Origin of the sequence: Companilactobacillus kimchii DSM 13961 = JCM 10707, assembly GCF_001435445.1 — a bacterium.
In the GTDB taxonomy this organism is placed as follows: Bacteria; Bacillota; Bacilli; order Lactobacillales; family Lactobacillaceae; genus Companilactobacillus; species Companilactobacillus kimchii.
In genome coordinates, this window is record NZ_AZDH01000014.1 from 250,883 (window position 1) to 268,788 (window position 17,906).

Below are 17,906 nucleotides of genomic sequence, written 5' to 3' on the forward strand. Positions count from 1 at the left end.
CGGGGGTTAAATATGAAGAAAAAATTATTAATATTCATGGCATTATTCTTACTTGCCTTGGGATTAAGTGGTTGTAGCGATAATCAAAAATCCGTTGCACAAGAGGCCAATACTACCGATACTTGGAATCATATCAAGAAACGCGGTCGTGTCATTATTGGTTTGGATGATACATTTGTACCCATGGGATTCCGTCAAAAAAATGGGAAATTAGTTGGTTACGATATCGATTTAGCCAAAGCTGTTTTTAAACAGTATGGTATCAAAGCTGATTTTCAACCAATCGACTGGAATATGAAGGAAACTGAACTTCGTAATCAAACTATTGACTTAATTTGGAATGGTTACACCATCACTCCTGCTAGAAAAAAGCAATTAGCTTTTTCACGTCCATATATGGCCAATCAACAAGTTTTAGTTACAAAAACTAATGAGAACATCACTTCATTTAAAGATATGCAAAATAAAATTCTTGGTGTTCAAACCAGTTCCTCTGGTGCTAGTCTTTTAGATGAACATCCCACTAAGTTAAAAAATTATATCAAGCACAAAACTCCCGTCCTTTACGATTCATTTAACAATGCTCTAATGGATCTAGACGATAAACGAATTCAAGGATTACTAATCGATAGTGTTTATGTTGGTTACTATATTAGTAAAGAAAAAGATCCCGCATCTTATCGAGTAACTCGTGGCGGATTTACCGGTGAAGATTTTGCTGTTGGTATGCGTAAGGGCGATAAAACCCTTAAACGAAAAATTGATAATGGTTTACAACACCTTGCTAATACTGGTGAACTTCAAAAGATAAATAAAAAATGGTTTGGTAATTCCGATAATTCTTTAATCCAACCTGAAAAATAAAAAGCTGATCAATTAATTTGGTTAAAGTGTAAATGTGCTTAAATTTCCGTCTTCCGCAAGAATTGGAAATGTGTTGGAACGCTATAGGCATGACTTGAAGCTAAGTATATTTGATTTTGTAAAATAATTTAGTCTAGTAAGACGAAACGGCCTCAATTAAGAAATTCAAGTAGAAGATATATCTTGAATACTTAATTGAGGCCGTTCTTTTGATTTAATTTCTATATTCGTAGATTAAAAGTACTAAAATATCCATAATACTAGAACTAAGGAACCAGTCGGTAGTAAAAAATTTGTGGGCCCTCAGTGGTGCAATTTTACTTAGCTTGCGTAGCAAGGTTAGTAAAAGACTGAGCTTCGAGATCCATGATTGCGGACAACGGTATACTTCAACCGTATTAGTTGGTATTTAGCTACAACCAAATTTAAGAAAGAACCTTATTTTTGACCAGCTTTTTTAGTTTCTACTATTATAAATGGATCAATAATACTATCCAATAGTTCCTTATTCTGTAATTGTGCCACCCATTCAGGATTAACAGTTTCTGTTTGATATACACAGCTAGCCAATGTCCCAGTGATACTAGCAATCGTATCTGTATCTTCCCCTAAATTAACCGCCAATAAAATTGCTTCATCAATTGATTTAGAATTCAATACACACCAAATACAAGCTAATAAAGTATCAACGTCGTAGCCAGTTGATTTAATATTCTTTCGATTGATATCCTTAAATCCAGGCGCAAAAATATCCTTATAATAGACGAATTCTGCCCATTCATCTGGTTCATTTTGAAGTGCTACTTTTAATTGCTGTGGCAACTTAGCCAAAATATCAGTTAAATTCTTACCATTCAATAATCCATGTAAAATTTCTAAATAGATATAACTTCCCATAATGGCACGAGCATGCCGATGAGTTAAACTGGTATAATTCTTAGTCAATTCCAATCTATTAGCTAAATCGGATTCCGTTTTTAAATGAATTGCTAAAGGTGCCAATCTCATCAAAGCCCCATTGCCATTCGCATATTCACTAGGGTCGCCGCACTCCAAAGCTGGATAATGATTGATTGACCAGTTACGCACAGCTTTTGCACAGGTACCGCCAATCCCAAAAGCAATTCCTTTAGGTGTGTATTCGTTATGAAACATATAATTCTCAAACTTTTGCATTAATTTTTCATAGTCACTTTTTTCAGTTAAGCTTTCAATCAAAGGTAAAGTAAAAGAAGTATCATCTGACCAACTGCCAGCAGCTTGCTCCCAAGTTCCACCGGAAATCATTGAATCAACATAATAGGTATCACGTTTCTCGAATTCTACAGGAACGCCCAAAGCATCACCCACAATCCCGGCATATAAAATATTTTTTATTAGATTAGCTTCCATAACTGCATCTCCAGTCAAAAAAACTGGGACCAAAATGAATTCAGTCCCAGTTATCATTTATATTTTAGAGTTTCCTATCCCATCTATAGCACGTATAATCCTAAAAGATCAATAAAATAAACGCCAGAAAAATACCAAATACTGCTAGCATACTGACTTTTCTCTTATCGTCATGAATCTTTCGCAATCCATTTTTATCCATAAGCATCATTCCTCCGTGCCGTCTTTGTTATATCATCTAATCTCCACTATGAAAAGGCTTTTTTGAAAAATTAATAATTTAAATTTCCTCGTTTTTTGATTAAACTATATTTTAACCACAAAAATATCTAATCTCAATATTATTTTCACTTATTAAGCAAAAATTTAAGTATAATTAATATATAAACACAAAGGAGCTACTGACTTAACCATGAATAAGAAGAATCGAGTATATTTGGCTGGACCTTTCTTTAGTGAAAATCAAATTAAACGTTTAGACGAAATCCAAAAGTTACTAGAGGCCAACTCTACAATTGGTGATGTATTCAGACCCGGAGACGACGAATATACAGCAGCCGAGTTTGGCTCATTTGAATGGCAAACTGCCGTTTACAAACATGATATTAACAATATTAATAATTCCGACGTTGTTGTCGCAATGTTAGATTATAAGATAGAAGAAAACGAATTAGAACCAGATTCTGGTACAATGTGGGAATGCGGTTATGCAGTGGCTAATAATGTTCCTGTTATCGGAGTTAGAAATATTAAGGACGAACCTCTTAACCTAATGCTGGCTGGCAGTCTGACAGCTTTCTTTAACGGAACTGACAGTATCAAAGAAATTAAAGATTACGACTTTAATAAATTAATGACTAGATATGAAAATGTAAAGGTACTTTAGGAGGGAAACATGTCACAAGTAACAAAAAGAACAGAGAAATCGATTATCACAGCAATGGTTTCACTGCTTCAAAAAAAACCATTTGAAAAGATTACCGTTGGTGACATCTGTGATGAAGCTTTGATCAACCACAGTACTTTTTACCGTTACTTCAACGACAAATACTCCCTTTTGCATGCTGTTTTTTCATATTTATTAGACGATTTATTGAACAACACTTCCAATGCCAAAACTATTGTCTACCAGATAGCGGACTTTATGGAAAAGAATAGCAAATTCATGCATCATATTTCCCCACAATATCAGACTAAAGCTAACCTTTATCCCGAATTCAGAAGTATTTTACGTGATATTGTTAAAAATAAAAGTAAAGATCCTGGCAGTCAAAATGATCCTTTAATTAAGATGATTACTGAATCCGATACACCCGAGTTGATGATCAGTTTCATCGTCGGTGGACTGATCGGTTTAGTTGAATACCTAGAAGATAATGATTTCAATGTTTCATACGATAAATTTATTGAATTTACTGAAGGTTTCTTCGCTAAATGGTCAAAATAAAAGAATCATTTATTTGTCACTTATATTTTAATAACACTTGTTCAAAGACCCCTATCGTAAATTGGAATCTTTGAACAAGTGTTTTTTAATTCTGAATAATTAAATTAAGTCTGCAGAATTATCCTAAAACTAATCTATACATCTTTTCACTAACAATCTCTGTTATTCAATAATAGTTATACACTTGTATATGATTGAAAAATATATTAATGGAGGAGTTTATGATGTTTGGTTACAATGTTAAAGATGATTATTCTGCCAAAGGTGATGGAACGACGGATGATACTGCTTCTATACAAAATGCGATAAATGCTGCCCATACAGATGGTGGGGGCACAGTTTTCTTTCCAGTGGGAACTTATTTGATTACTGCTGTTTTAACTATTTATAGCAATACAACACTACAAGGTGCTGCTCAAGGCGCCACTTCAATTGTACAAAACGGTATTCCCGCTCACATATACGGAAAAGATGTTAGTTTTGTAACAATTAAAGATATTACATTTAAAGGACCGGGAATGAATGCACCTTGGGGTGGTGGAATCACCTTTGATCGCGAGAACAGCGGTAATACTGAAGGCATTGACTTTGAAAATGTAACGTTGGACGGAATTGTAGGAAATGCTATTACAATTAATTGTCCTATTACCTCATCATTTACCAATGTAAAAGTAGTTGGGGTAGTTGGTGATGGATTTTCATTTACTAATAGTGGTACTTCTGTTGTAATGAACAATTGCTATGCTATTACTTGTACACAAGCAGGTTATAATTTTGCTCAATTGAATTATTCTACGATTAATTCCTGTGCGGTAGAAGTTTGTGGAATTGGTTTCTATTTAAACAATAATTGTAACAACATTGCATTGATTGGTTGCGGTGCTGAAGATCAAATTCATAGAAATGATGATTATCCCGGAATTGACTATAAAATCAATGGTGGTGTCGGTAATTCTATGGTTTCATGTTATTCAAGAAATAACTACGAACATGGAATTGGAATTTCTCTAAACGGAGGGAATCCAACTATCATAGGGTATCGTCAAATAGGAGAGTGCCCTACGAGTATCGTTGGAGATGAGAATCTTCACGTCGAATTGATAAATTCAAGTTGTAATTCAAAAATGTCACTTAAGCCTGGAACCGTAGGACAATCAGGAACAACAGCAAATCGTCCATCTGCCAATTTATATGTTGGTTATCAATATTATGATACTAATTTGAATAAAACAATCTGGTACGATGGATCAGCATGGAAAGATGCAAATGGTACAAATATTGAGTAGTAATTTACTAGAAATTGAAAAGCAAGCCATTATTGAGGCTTGTTTTTTTATTATCTAGCTATTAATTAAAAAAGATTCCCCGACTCCTTTATACAATCCCTTTTATAAGCTAATATAATTTATGTGAATAAATTATATTAGCTCTTTAATGAGGGGAAAACATGATACATATCGGGGTAATTATTCCGGCACTAAATCCGGATGAAAGATTAATTAAATTAATTCAAAAATTGAATAACGAAAAAAGCTTGGAAATCATCATAGTAGTAAATGATGGAAGTGATTATAAGCATGAGAATATCTTCAACATAATCTCCAAATTTTCAATGAAGAATCTAGTAATTTTAAAACATAACAAGAACAGAGGAAAAGGTGCCGCTCTTAAAACGGGATTCAAGTATATATATGACCATTTTTCATACTTAGATGGGATTGCAACTATGGACTCTGACGGTCAACATACAGTTTCAGCATTGAATTCCTGTATTGCTAAATTTGTTTTAAATCCAATAGTCTAGTAATTGGAGTTCGTCATTTTACCAATAAGATTCCATTTAGAAGTCAGTTTGGCAATATAATAACCAGTCATCTTGTAAAATTAGTAACTCGACAAAATATCTCAGATACTCAAACAGGACTGAGAGTGATTCCAATGGACTACATCGTTGAACTCATCAATTTTCCTGGAGACCGTTTTGAATTTGAATTTGATATGCTACTTCAAGCAAAGAAATACAATATTCAAGTTCTTGAACAACCAATTCCTACTATATATATAGATGGAAATTCTTCATCGCATTTTCGTATTATTCGTGATTCATTAGCAATCTATTCTAGATTTTTAAAATTTGCCACAAGTGGTTTTATTTCATTCATCATCGACATCGGTTTATTTTATCTTGTACTTTTTATTATTGGAAATCACATTTTAAACAGCATTCTAATTGCAACCATTGTTTCTCGTGTTCTTTCATCCGTTGTTAATTACTCTATAAACCATCGGGTTGTTTTTGGTCACGCTGGTCAAAAAACTTTTCTTAAATATGGTTGTCTATTTGTTGTGCAAATGTTTGCTTCTGGTTTCTTTACCAATCTATTGACTACTGTATTCCCTGTTACTAACGGGCAATTAATGCCAACTTTAGCCAAAGTAATTGTCGACTTCATTTTATTCATCATAAGTTACCAAGTTCAGCGTGATTTTATTTTTAAAGAGGTTTCACATAATGTCTAATAAACGTCGTTTTTTATATTTTTTAGCAATCGCTCTATCAATTATTTACTTAGTATGGCGAATTTTTTTCACTATCCCCTGGCACTCCAACCTTTTCACATTAATTTTTGCTCTACTTTTAGTCATAAGTGAAATTCTATCCAATTCAACAGGATTCATCTTGATCTTCTTTAGGATGCTATCCACGAAGAAAAAATGGAACTTAACAATGCCTAAATATAGTTCCACGCAGCCATTACCTGACATTGATATTATTATCGTAACCCATAATGAAAGTGTTGATTTATTAAGAAAAACTATCAATGCTGCCACATTCATGGACTATCCTGACAAAAGCAAAGTTCATATTGTAGTCTCTGATGACGGTAATCGTCCAGAGGTTCAAGCACTGGCAAAACACTACCATATTAACTATTCCGGCATGGAAAATAACAAACATGCTAAATCTGGAAATATCAATAATACTTTAGAAAAATTTCATTCACCATTATTCGCTATTTTTGATACTGATATGATTCCTTTTTCTACTTTTCTACGAAACACTGTTCCACTATTTACCGAAAATTTTCAACAATTGGAAGACGATCCAGACCATACCGATCCTCTAGGTTTTGTTCAAACACCTCAGAGTTTCTATAATGCTGACATTTTCCAATTCAATTTATTCTCTGAAAAAATTATTCCCAACGAGCAAGACTTCTTTTCTCGAGATGTTAATGTTCTAAATGGCGGTAACAAAAGAGCCCTTTTCACAGGCTCAAATGCTGTCTTTTTACGTAAGGCTGTTGATGAAGTGGGAGGATTTCCAACAGATACAATCACTGAAGATTTTGAACTTGGTACTATGTTAAATATGGCTGGATACATCAGTTTAGCTACCAAAATTCCTCAATCCAGTGGTATTACCCCTATAGATATGAAAGGAGTTATTAAACAAAGAACTCGCTGGGCACGTGGCGTAATACAGAGCTGTCGGAATTTACATATCTTTACTAATCCACACCTCACAATGATCAATCGTATAATTTTACTTAACACCTATTTTTATTGGTGGGCTTTCTTCCGTCGAATGATTTATATGATTGCCCCTATTTTGTATGCTTTATTTAAAATTCAAGTCGTTAATGCCAACTTTTGGATTCTTATGGTTATTTGGGCCCCGGGTTACTTTCTTTTACATTACGTTATGGGTGATACATCTGGAATTAAAGATAATGCCAAGATTAGAAATGAACGTTGGGGAGAAGTTCAAGAAACATTCTTTGCTCCTTATCTATTTATTCCAGTTATTCTCGAAAGTATTGGTATCAAAGCAAAGAAATTCAAGGTAACTTCAAAAAATGTAACTTACTCCTTAAAGGATAAATTATATATACTACCTTACTTGATCCTATGGGGTATTACTTTTATTGCGATAATCAAATTCAATTATGGTAAATACGGCTCAGAAATATTAGTTGGTAGTGTTATCACTTTTTGGTTATTAATGCATTTTATTAATTTGAGTATGTGTTTATTTATATCCTTAGGTAGACCTGTTTACCGTAAAAGTGAACGTTTCATTCGCAAAGTATCCGGTAAAATTCAACTAAAAAATGGTAAATATTATCCAATAATGACAGAAGATGTTTCTGAAGGTGGTATTGCTTTTAAAATAACCCAAAAAGATAACAGTGAAATTCAACAAGAAGATAATATTAGAATCATTCTTCAACATCGCAATTTCAGTATCCATTTAGCTGGAAAAATTGCTCGAATAAGTAACCGAAACAATCAACCAATTTATAGTGCACAAGTTCAAGTCCCTTCAGATGAAAATAGGGATCACTATTTACAAATAATTTATGATGGATCAAATAAAACTTTACCAAGTGTTCAGGATACTTGGGTAACGCCTTTCGATGAATTATACATGAACCTAGTCGTTAGAGCTCGAGCAATTGAACGCAAGATAAGCAGTCGCTTTAATCGATTTTAGGAGGAAAATATGTCAACATGGATTGGCTTTATTTTATATGCTCTTGGTTTACTTGGATATAACAGTACCGTTCGTCGACTAGGAGTTAGCCCATATTTGGCTTGGATCACTTCAATGCTTGTTCAAATTTTATTATTATACGGATTTGCTATGACGGGACATTTAAATATAGGGATCCAATTGGTCACTTATTTGGGAATCTTTCTAGCAATACTGTGGTTCATACTAAGTATTGCCAAGAAATCTCAATTAAAATTTGAGGGAATTCATCTGTTTGATTTTTGGATGATTGGACTTGGAATTGCGACTGGTAACGTCCTTTGGAACAGTCCACTTGTTCATTATGATAACTTCTCACATTGGGCAGTCATGGTTAAATTTATGACTTTTACTGGACATTTACCTGGTGCAGCGGATAAATTAATTTCATTCACATCATATCCACCGGCTACAGCACTCTTTATAACCCAGTTTGTACATTGGGTTGGTTTCAGTGATGGAGCAATGTTGGTAGCACAATTTATTTTGATTTGGGGTGCTGCCTATTCAATTTTTGCAGGTTTACGAGATCGTTCAAGAGCTCTTACTAGTTTTATTTTATGTTTTACATTGGCTATTTCATTCGTCTTTAATGTAGCCATTCGTCTGAATAACTTATTAGTAGATTATGTATTACCAATAATCACTATTGCAGCACTAGTGGGTGTCTTTATCTATCGAAAAAAGCCAATTTTATTATGTACCCACGTCAGCCTTTTTACTGCTGCTCTATTACTTGTAAAAAATTCCGCCACATTCTTCGTAATTATGATTGTCGTGTATTTCCTATATACCCTAATAACAAATAATAAATGGCAGTGGCAACGTATTTTCACTATCCCATTACAGTTTATTATTTCTATAGGTATTGGAATTGCTCCATTTCTATGGTGGAATTGGCATGTTAAACAGACTTTCCCAATATCTAAACACCAAATTAGTACACAGGCTTATTCCAAACAGCTCAACGGTGAAAGCCATCGAGCCCTATTGAAAATTGCACATAAGTTTATTGAACAAATTACTAGCTTTAACTCACTTTCAACAAAAGGAATTTTATTAATAAACATTGTCTTAATTATTACTTGGATGTTTGTTAAGTTCTATCAACACCAACACAACAATCTTTTAGGAATGGCAATATTATTAGATATAGTTTTTATTGTTTATTATATTAGTTTATTTGGCATGTATATTTTATCAATGCCCTATGCAGAGGCTATCTTGCTAGATGGCTTTGAGCGTTATATGGCTAGTACCGTTATACTTAACCTATTTATCGCAGCAATTTGTCTTGTTCGGGTCATTGATCATCAACAATTCGAACAAAACTTTCAAAAGCGTAACACCCAATCATTCAAATCTGCTTTAACTAAAAACATATATCAAATCACTACTTTGGTTATCGCATTCTTTGCAATTACTATGATGTACTCTGAAATAACTGGAACCAAGTTCACTAATGAAATGAATCATAATACTTTGCCTCTACAGATGAAGCGAATCTCCAAACCATGGAACCATTTAAATCATCGTAAGGTACTAATCGTTGATCCTGAAGTAGTTGATGTGAACGATTATTACGCCGGATATGTTGGTCGCTATTATTACTTTACTGACAAAGCTGTTGGACAAGAAAACTTTATGATGACGCCTCAACAATTCAAGCAAGCTGTCGAACAATATCAATACGTAGCAATTCCTGAATCACATCAAACATTCACGACTCTAACAAAAAAGACTTTTCATCAGCATGTTGTAACAGGATTATTTAAAGTTACAAAAAATGGATTAATACGAATTCATTAAACAACGAAGGTAGGAATCAATTTGGCAATAATTGGATTAATTTTCTTTGGATTATCCTTAATTGGGTACAGCAGTACGCTTCGATTATTACATGTAAATCCATATTTTACATGGATTACCAGTATTTTAGTACAAATCATGTTTTTATACGTCTTTGCCATGATGAACATATTACGTATTGGAATTTGGTTAACCACTTCATTAGGCTTTCTTCTATTAGTTGGTCGTTTGGTTTTAGGATATCTGGGTAAAGTTAGTATCCATCATGAAGGTTTACACCTGTTTGACATCTGGATGATATTTCTCGGTACGGTTATGGCATTAGTTTTATTGAATAGTCCTCTAATTCATTATGATAACTATTCACATTGGGCCACAATTGTAAAATTTCTGTACTACACAGGTCACTTGCCTGGAGCAAGTGATACAATCATTTCTTTCACCTCATATCCACCTGCAACTGCCTTATTTATAACTCAATTCGTAACTTTCACAGGTTTTCATGAAGGAACCATGCTAGTAGCACAATTTATTCTAATCTGGGCTGCCAGTTATACCATTTTTTCAACCTTACGAGATCGTTCTCGTGGTTTGAATTCAATGTTGCTTTGTTTAACTATTGCTATCTCATATGTTTTCAACATCAATATTCGTTTAAACAATTTATTGGTGGATTATGTATTGGCAATCATTACCGTAGCGGCACTCACAGGTATTTTTGTTTACAGAAAACGTCCCAAAATGTTAGCAGCACACGTAGCCTTATTTATTGGAACATTGCTGCTAATCAAAAATTCAGCCGCTTTCTTCGTCGTAATTATTGCTGTTTATTACTTATATATCCTAATAAAGCAACTTCATCCTAACAGTTGGTTAAAACGTACATCCCTAATTAGTGGCCAATTCCTCGGAACTCTACTTCTCGGGGCAGTTCCCTTTATCTGGTGGGAATTACATGTGCATTCAACATTTACGGCCTCAAAACATGAGATTAATGCTAGCGCATATCATAGCCAATTAGTTCACGATGGTACTAAAGGTTTTGTTAGTATTGGGCAGGCATTCATACACCAAATCTTCAATATTGGATCACTTTCGACTCAAGGATTTCTATTATTAAATATCGGTTTAATCATCTCTTGGGCAATCATTAAATATCTTTGTCACCGTCCGAATAAACTTTTGAAACTGCTTGGATGGTTAGATTTAATAACATTTCTTTATTACTTTAGTTTGCTGGGAATGTATCTCCTGTCGATGCCTTTTGCAGAAGCTATCACTCTCGATGGTTTTGAACGTTATATGTCGACAGTAGTAGTCTTAAATCTATTTATTGGTATGATTTGTCTAGTTTATATTATTGATGAAACCTATTATGAACAAGACTTTTCTAAAAGAAGTCCCAGAAATTTTAAATCTATTTGGTCTAAGAATGGTTATCAGTTAGCAACCTTTTTGGTTATGTTTTTTGCCATTATTATGATGTATTCAGAAATAAATGGTACAACCTTTACTAATAACTATAATCGCCATTCTTTACCGGTCACCCTAACTAGGGTTGCAAAACCATGGACTAAACAAAATGACACAAAAATTCTAATCGTAGATCCTCAAAAAGTTGAAGTAACCACTTATTATGCAGGTTATTTGGCTAATTATTATTTCTTCACTAATAACGCAACCGGTCAGGCAATTTTTAGTAAAAACAAAAAAAAGTTTAATAATAATCTTAAAAAATACGATTATGTAGTCATTCCAAAGTATGATAAAGCTTTTTCACATGCAATTAAAAATATATATCATCAAAACATTAAAACTGGATTCTTTCGTATCTATTCCAATCGATTGAGTAAAATTAAAAGAACTACAAATCAAACTACTAATAATAAAATATTAAACTAATATCAGCACACGCTGATACAATCATATCTTAATCAACAATTTTAATGGGCGGATGGAGTATTGAATTTAAAATATAAGAATATATTTATGGAGGGATTTTCATTGAGTAAAATACTAAATACAATAGGGGCTACATTAGCAATTGCGACCATTTTAGGATCTAATACAAACTTTGTTAATAATGAGGAATTAACAGTTCGTGCTAGTGATACAAATACAGTATCTAATGAATCTATTGATTCTTGGATGCCAGATAAGAATTTGCAAAAAACAATTTATAATGCTTTGCACGATTTAGGCCAATCAGTCAATGTGAATGGCGGCTATGATACTACATCAATTAATCAAATCACACCTGATATGTTAAAGGACATTCGTTATTTGAATGTTAATTCAAAAGACATCACTGATTTAACTGGTCTTCAATATGCCACCGGGCTAATCCAGGCTGATTTCTCCGGAAATTCAATTAAAACGTTGCCTGACAAAATTCCCGGCAATGACAACCTCTACTCTCTAAATATAGGTAATTATGCATTAAGTAGCACTAGTCCTTCATGGGTTCTATCAAATAAAGTATCTTTTAACAATACAACCTCAACATATACAGACATTAACTATGGGTTCAATAACAAAAGTATTGGGGGAACATTCACCCTTTCGGATGATTCACTAGTATATGGTGCCGATAAAAAAACAGCCGTAATTCCATTTGATAAACTTTTTGAAGGATTCAAACAATCTGATGGTTCCTTCAAGAAAGTTAATCCAACCGTTGAGATAAAGTATTCTAGTTCCGAAAACCTATCACCCATTGTTAATACTAATAAAAATGAAATTGAACTAAATTTAAACAAAATCACTCCATCAACATCAATTCAAATTCAGTTTACTGTTAACGCTACTGACAATGGATCATCTTATTCAACTTGGGACACACTCGATTTCAAGGTTCCTGAATCAGATTCAGTAATTACTGATCCAATGTCCCCCATTAAAGCCTCATCTGTTGCTAGCATTACTCCTTTAAGCACAGGTAATAGCAACGTCGTTACCAAAAACGTTTCTGCACTCAATAACTACATAAGGAACACAATGATGACCGATACTGGTATCTATTCAGGTTATATGACAGAAACTCAAAAAAATGATCCCGATACGGATCCAGACATGTTCAATGAAATTACTGAGTCAGCTGGCCTTTATCTTGAAACCCTAGCAATGCGTGGAGATGCCAACGCTTTTGATAGCTATTACGCTCAAGTTAAAAAGACCTTTTCTAATGGAGATGGATCATTTAATTGGATGTACAATACTAGAACAAAACAAAAGAAGCAAGGTAACGCATCATTAGATGATTTGCGTATTATAAGAGCATTAACCCTTATGCAAGCAAAATCACCATCAACTTCTAGGGCAAATGAAATAAAAGAATTAATAACTGGGTTTAAAAAATATTCCCTTCTTAATGGCAAGATGATTGATGGTACCTTTTTTGACGATAATACTAAAGAACCTGCCATCAGATTATGTTATTTGGACATGCAGGAATTGAAATACGTATACGGGGAAGCAGGTCTAAGTCAGAAGGATTATGATGATCAATTAAAAATATTACAAAATGGTTATTTAGGGGATAACTTTCCATGGTATCAAACTTATTATTATTACGGAGATATGAACGGATATAAAGCGGGAAATTACTCTACTTTGCCAGAGGCAAAAGGTGAGGTTAATTCAATAGATAGCCTGCTAGTTGTATTACATTTAGCACAAATAAACAAGGCTAAACCCGCAAGTATTAGTTGGATAAAAGAACATGTTCATAACCGAACACTCTATAACAACTATTACACTGATGGAACCCCCGTTGAAAAAAACTCTGCCGCTTCAACTTATGCTATAACAGCAATGATTGCTTCTACCATAGGTGATAAAGAAATGTACAACGATTCTATTCAAGATCTGAACGACTCGCAAGTACCTTCTGGCTATGGTGACTTTTCTGGATGCTTAGGAGATATTCCAAGTATGAAGTCTGCAACTTATAATAATTTAACTGCCCTACTTGCTTATTATTATTAATAATTGGTTTTACCAAAATAAAGGAATTGTGTCTTAGTTGGCACAATTCTTTTTCTGTTCTAAAATAGTAATATTGTGTTCATCTTTGAGGGGGAAGTTCAGATGCAAACTACCAAATCCAAAAAATATTTTCTATTGAGTATGATGTTAATTGCTGCCAATCTACGTTTGCCAATTATGATTATCCCTCCACTGATTAAAACAATTGAAGGTCAATTAGGATTGCCCAAATCTACAGCTGGTTTGATTACTTCAATTCCATTGATTACCTTTGCTTTACTCTCTCCTATCATTGTCAAAGTTGCTAAAAAATTGGGGAATGAGCTAACAATCTTTGCCTTCTTCCTACTATTAATAATTGGAAGTTATTTACGAATCATCCCAACAATTGCAGCTTTAATGTTTGGTACATTTTTAGTTGGCATCGGTATTGACAGCGGGAACGTCCTAGTTCCTGCTATCATCAAGGATCACATGCCTAATGAAATTCCTTTAGGAACCAGTTTATATACTCTTTCAATGTTATTGATTGGTGCTATTGGGACGGCTTTGTCAGGAATTCTAATCACTAAAACAAGTCTCCAAATAACTCTAGCTCTACTTTCAATTATGGGAATCATCGCAACTATCTTTTGGTTACCTAATCTCAAGAACAACCAAAAAGACAACGCTCGACAAACACAATCCAAAGTTTATCGAAGTGTTTGGAATCAATCCTTAGGTTGGTTAATCACTGCTTTCTTCGGATTACAATCAATCGTTTATTATTCTTTCATCACTTGGTTGCCTTCAATTCTCGAAAGTAACGGTATTGCTAGTATCACTGCCAGTAATCTGCTTACGTTATTACAATTGAGTGGTTTGCCCTGTTCATTCATTGTTCCCTTTCTTTCGGTTAGAAAAGGTGGATTGAAAAAACTTTTAACAATGCTATTTATTGGTTACGCGATTGCTCCATTGGGATACTTGATTTCTACTAGCAGTCTTGTCTTTTTGACTATCGTAACTGTGGTAACTGGATTTGGATCAGGCTTGGCTTTTAATATGGCTGTGGTCTTCTTCACTGAAAAAACTACTAATCCAATTCAGACTGCCGAAGTATCTGGTATGGCTCAATCAGCTGGTTACTTGTTGGCTGCAATTGGTCCAACGCTCTTTGGTTTTCTACAAAGTAGCACTCAATCATGGAATTTAATTATCATTATTTTAATTTCACTATCAGTTTTACTAACACTATCAGGAATTTTTATTATGCGTCACAAACCTATTAAAGAATGAGGATTTTTAAAATGAAATATATCTTTTTCGATTTCGACGGTACAATTGCCGATACTAAAGTTGGAACTATTAAAGCACTTCAATACATGGCTCAAAAATTGAATATCACTGACTTGGGGGCTGATACTTATCAAAAATTTATTGGTCCTGCTATCACTGAAAGTTTTGGCAAATACTATCCTGATCTTCCTAAAGAACGTTATTCTGAAGCCATTGCTGCCTATGACGAATATTACAAAACCGACGGTCTTTACCAATTGACTCTTTATCCACAAATTGAAGATGTCTTATCAGCTTTGAAAGACGATGGCTATCAACTTTATATCTCATCCGCCAAAACTGAATCACTTATTAAGAAATTAATTACTTACCTCAAATTAGATCAATATTTTACCGGACTTTATGGTGCTTCAGAAGATGAAGTTACACGCTCAAGTAAAGCTGACATTCTTAAATATGCACTTGAAAATGCCAAAGCCGAGGCCGACGAATCTGTTATTATCGGTGATCGTTCAACCGATATTCAAGGTGGCATTGCCAACCATGTCCACACTTTAGGTATCACCTATGGATTCGGAGATTACGCTGAATTGCGTGATGCAGGCGCCGAATCAATCTTAGAAGATCCAACTGAGGTACCTTCTGAAATTCGAGCAATGTAGCTATAAAACTTTTTTTTAAAAAATCGAGCTTTTCCCTTGATATGAAACGGGTTCGATAAAGTAACATAATAATTGTAAAGAGAGTAAGACATGTCGAAGCTCCTTCGTTAAATAATGACAGAGGAGATACAATATTATGCTATTCAAAATTTTTAGAAAAAATCATACTACTGCTAACGTCGAATTAAAGGACAACAACCAATTGAGTGCTTTGAAACTAGCTGCCGAAAAGACTGCCGACGAATTCGGATTGGACGCTCAAACTGTGCAAAGTAGTTTATTTGCTAGCGCCGCTCAAGAGCCAACTATTCTAAATGACCGTGTCGTTTATATGTTTGTAACTAGCGATAAGAAGCACAAGGCACATTCAATGACTTTAACTTTCAAAAATCCTGTTGCTTGGGGCAATGATAGAATTCCTGTTGACTACATGATCGTTGGTGTATTGCCTGACGGTGCTGGTCAAGAAGATGCCGATCAACTAAAAGAACACATTGCTAATAAAGTTAATGAGAATGCTGATAAATTGGATGATATTAGATTCAACGATTCTGAATTAAATAAATTCAATCAATCATTTACAGAATAAATGAAGTCGACTAATAGTCGGCTTTTTTGCTGCAAAAATAAATACTTCGAAACTTTTCTATAGTCAGATTGAGAATTTTGCTTAATAATAGTAGACAGTAAGTCCATTTGAGGGGGACAGCCATGAAACTTTATCATAAGGTAATTCTTATTACCCTAGGTATTTTGGGGATAATTATTTTTTCTACTATGATTTGGTACCAATATAGCGACATTATTCAGAACTTCTTTAGCTATACTTTCGATCGTGAAAATTTAATTGAGCTTTTAAGGCATCAAGGTCGACATAATGCTATTTTGTTCATCGCCGTGATTGCCATTGGTTCAGCCATCCCTGGAGTTCCTATTGCTGCGGTGGCAATTCTTTCTGGCGTGTGTTTTGGTCGTTGGCTTGGTTTCGGGGTTAACGTAACTGGTGCCGTCATTGGAAACATGCTAGCGATAAACATTCTAGGTGCCTTTCCTCACAAAGTCCGTTCAAGTCGTTTTAGACCATTAGCCGATAAACTCAAGAATATGCATCATCCCAGATTAGGGTTAAGTATCGGTTACGCTGTACCAATGTTGCCAACCCTATTAGTCAACTACGCTGCAATTGAAATGAAATTGTCTTGGCGTAATAAACTTATTTGCATATTCTTAGGTTCTTTACCAGTATCATTCTTATATGCCTTTGGTGGTGATGAATTGATATTTGGTAATATCAAAGTTACTATAGTAGCTATTTTATTAGTCATTCTGATGTTTGCTTTGTATGACTTCATTCGTCGAGATCAAAGAATTAAACAAAATATTTAGACAACTAAAAAAGCCGACCATTTGGTCGACTTTTTATTTACTTAAGTTTTGCTTCCATTACCTTCGATCCATTTTTTAAGTCAGCATTATTTTCCACTGACAGACTACTACTATCAATCTTGTCCGCAGTATTAGTTATGATGGTCAAAATAACGGTATCCTTTTTGGCAAGTCTCACTTGCTCTAAATCCATCTTAGCAATTGGCGTCTGAACTTTAACTTTGTCTCCTTCTTCAACTAAAATTTCAAAAGGTTTTCCCTCAAGTTCAACTGTATCCAATCCCATATGGACCATAACTTCTAGACCGTTCGAGGTTTTTAATCCTAAAGCATGTTTAGTTTTAAAAACTGAAGTAATTGTTCCTTCTACTGGGGAATAAACCTCTCCTTGAGTTGGTACAATGCCAAACCCATCCCCCATTAATTTTTGTGCAAATACTGGATCTTTAACATTTTCTAAAGTCTGTAACTTACCACTTGCTGGAGCATAAATTGTTTCAGTAATTTTTTTCTTTCCTAATCCAAATAATCCCATTTAATCTAC

General features: G+C 34.1%; 16 protein-coding genes. 14 read left to right on the forward strand and 2 right to left on the reverse strand.

Annotated elements, in window-relative coordinates; genetic code table 11:
- The first annotated feature begins 12 nt into the window (after positions 1-12).
- A complete protein-coding gene (locus FC97_RS06735; protein ID WP_054642384.1) occupies positions 13-864 on the forward strand; it encodes a transporter substrate-binding domain-containing protein in 852 nt (283 codons plus the stop codon).
- Between the two features lie 438 nt (positions 865-1,302).
- On the opposite strand, the gene FC97_RS06740 is transcribed toward FC97_RS06735, so the two are convergent.
- A complete protein-coding gene (locus FC97_RS06740) occupies positions 1,303-2,256 on the reverse strand; it encodes an ADP-ribosylglycohydrolase family protein (protein WP_056967965.1) in 954 nt (317 codons plus the stop codon).
- A gap of 412 nt (positions 2,257-2,668) precedes the next feature.
- Here FC97_RS06740 and FC97_RS06745 point away from each other — a divergent pair, with 412 nt between their 5' ends.
- From FC97_RS06745 to FC97_RS06800, 13 genes are all read left to right on the forward strand, one after another.
- Complete coding sequence (locus FC97_RS06745; protein WP_054642382.1) at positions 2,669-3,142, forward strand: nucleoside 2-deoxyribosyltransferase; 474 nt, start codon at positions 2,669-2,671, stop codon at positions 3,140-3,142.
- A 9-nt stretch (positions 3,143-3,151) separates the two neighbouring features.
- On the forward strand, positions 3,152-3,703 hold the full coding sequence (locus tag FC97_RS06750) for a TetR/AcrR family transcriptional regulator (protein ID WP_054642381.1): 552 nt from the start codon (positions 3,152-3,154) through the stop codon (positions 3,701-3,703).
- Between the two features lie 221 nt (positions 3,704-3,924).
- Positions 3,925-4,989, forward strand: a complete 1,065-nt coding sequence (locus FC97_RS06755; RefSeq protein ID WP_082397492.1) for a glycosyl hydrolase family 28-related protein — start codon at positions 3,925-3,927, stop codon at positions 4,987-4,989.
- 161 nt (positions 4,990-5,150) lie between these two features.
- Positions 5,151-5,507: a glycosyltransferase gene (locus FC97_RS13680; RefSeq protein WP_225868694.1), complete on the forward strand. Its 357-nt coding sequence runs from the start codon at positions 5,151-5,153 to the stop codon at positions 5,505-5,507.
- 134 nt (positions 5,508-5,641) lie between these two features.
- Entirely contained in the window at positions 5,642-6,223 is a 582-nt protein-coding gene (locus tag FC97_RS13685; RefSeq protein ID WP_225868693.1) for a GtrA family protein, read from the forward strand.
- A gap of 208 nt (positions 6,224-6,431) precedes the next feature.
- Positions 6,432-8,201, forward strand: a complete 1,770-nt coding sequence (locus tag FC97_RS06765) for a glycosyltransferase family 2 protein (protein ID WP_225868692.1) — start codon at positions 6,432-6,434, stop codon at positions 8,199-8,201.
- A 9-nt stretch (positions 8,202-8,210) separates the two neighbouring features.
- On the forward strand, positions 8,211-10,049 hold the full coding sequence (locus tag FC97_RS06770; protein WP_054642378.1) for a hypothetical protein: 1,839 nt from the start codon (positions 8,211-8,213) through the stop codon (positions 10,047-10,049).
- 21 nt (positions 10,050-10,070) lie between these two features.
- A complete protein-coding gene (locus FC97_RS06775) occupies positions 10,071-11,951 on the forward strand; it encodes a hypothetical protein (RefSeq protein ID WP_054642377.1) in 1,881 nt (626 codons plus the stop codon).
- 102 nt (positions 11,952-12,053) lie between these two features.
- On the forward strand, positions 12,054-14,036 hold the full coding sequence (locus tag FC97_RS06780) for a leucine-rich repeat domain-containing protein (protein WP_056967967.1): 1,983 nt from the start codon (positions 12,054-12,056) through the stop codon (positions 14,034-14,036).
- A gap of 102 nt (positions 14,037-14,138) precedes the next feature.
- A complete protein-coding gene (locus tag FC97_RS06785; RefSeq protein ID WP_054642374.1) occupies positions 14,139-15,314 on the forward strand; it encodes an MFS transporter in 1,176 nt (391 codons plus the stop codon).
- An 11-nt stretch (positions 15,315-15,325) separates the two neighbouring features.
- Positions 15,326-15,976: an HAD hydrolase-like protein gene (locus tag FC97_RS06790; RefSeq protein ID WP_054642373.1), complete on the forward strand. Its 651-nt coding sequence runs from the start codon at positions 15,326-15,328 to the stop codon at positions 15,974-15,976.
- A 136-nt stretch (positions 15,977-16,112) separates the two neighbouring features.
- Positions 16,113-16,565: a PTS sugar transporter subunit IIA gene (locus FC97_RS06795; RefSeq protein WP_054642372.1), complete on the forward strand. Its 453-nt coding sequence runs from the start codon at positions 16,113-16,115 to the stop codon at positions 16,563-16,565.
- A 122-nt stretch (positions 16,566-16,687) separates the two neighbouring features.
- Positions 16,688-17,362, forward strand: coding sequence for a TVP38/TMEM64 family protein (locus FC97_RS06800; RefSeq protein WP_054642371.1), 675 nt, complete (start codon positions 16,688-16,690; stop codon positions 17,360-17,362).
- Positions 17,363-17,399: 37 nt separating this feature from the next.
- Here FC97_RS06800 and FC97_RS06805 read toward each other — a convergent pair whose 3' ends face one another.
- On the reverse strand, positions 17,400-17,897 hold the full coding sequence (locus tag FC97_RS06805) for a PTS sugar transporter subunit IIA (protein WP_056967969.1): 498 nt from the start codon (positions 17,895-17,897) through the stop codon (positions 17,400-17,402).
- Positions 17,898-17,906 lie beyond the last annotated feature (9 nt).

What these genes read in the sequence shown, in the direction of transcription:
- FC97_RS06790 (WP_054642373.1), top strand. Translation starts at nt 15,326, where the DNA reads ATGAAATATATCTTTTTCGATTTCGACGGTACAATTGCCGATACTAAA.
- FC97_RS13680 (WP_225868694.1), top strand. Translation starts at nt 5,151, where the DNA reads ATGATACATATCGGGGTAATTATTCCGGCACTAAATCCGGATGAAAGA.
- FC97_RS06740 (WP_056967965.1), bottom strand. Translation starts at nt 2,256, where the DNA reads ATGGAAGCTAATCTAATAAAAAATATTTTATATGCCGGGATTGTGGGT.
- FC97_RS06745 (WP_054642382.1), top strand. Translation starts at nt 2,669, where the DNA reads ATGAATAAGAAGAATCGAGTATATTTGGCTGGACCTTTCTTTAGTGAA.
- FC97_RS06785 (WP_054642374.1), top strand. Translation starts at nt 14,139, where the DNA reads ATGCAAACTACCAAATCCAAAAAATATTTTCTATTGAGTATGATGTTA.
- FC97_RS06750 (WP_054642381.1), top strand. Translation starts at nt 3,152, where the DNA reads ATGTCACAAGTAACAAAAAGAACAGAGAAATCGATTATCACAGCAATG.
- FC97_RS06770 (WP_054642378.1), top strand. Translation starts at nt 8,211, where the DNA reads ATGTCAACATGGATTGGCTTTATTTTATATGCTCTTGGTTTACTTGGA.
- FC97_RS06765 (WP_225868692.1), top strand. Translation starts at nt 6,432, where the DNA reads ATGCCTAAATATAGTTCCACGCAGCCATTACCTGACATTGATATTATT.
- FC97_RS06755 (WP_082397492.1), top strand. Translation starts at nt 3,925, where the DNA reads ATGATGTTTGGTTACAATGTTAAAGATGATTATTCTGCCAAAGGTGAT.
- FC97_RS13685 (WP_225868693.1), top strand. Translation starts at nt 5,642, where the DNA reads ATGGACTACATCGTTGAACTCATCAATTTTCCTGGAGACCGTTTTGAA.
- FC97_RS06735 (WP_054642384.1), top strand. Translation starts at nt 13, where the DNA reads ATGAAGAAAAAATTATTAATATTCATGGCATTATTCTTACTTGCCTTG.
- FC97_RS06805 (WP_056967969.1), bottom strand. Translation starts at nt 17,897, where the DNA reads ATGGGATTATTTGGATTAGGAAAGAAAAAAATTACTGAAACAATTTAT.
- FC97_RS06795 (WP_054642372.1), top strand. Translation starts at nt 16,113, where the DNA reads ATGCTATTCAAAATTTTTAGAAAAAATCATACTACTGCTAACGTCGAA.
- FC97_RS06800 (WP_054642371.1), top strand. Translation starts at nt 16,688, where the DNA reads ATGAAACTTTATCATAAGGTAATTCTTATTACCCTAGGTATTTTGGGG.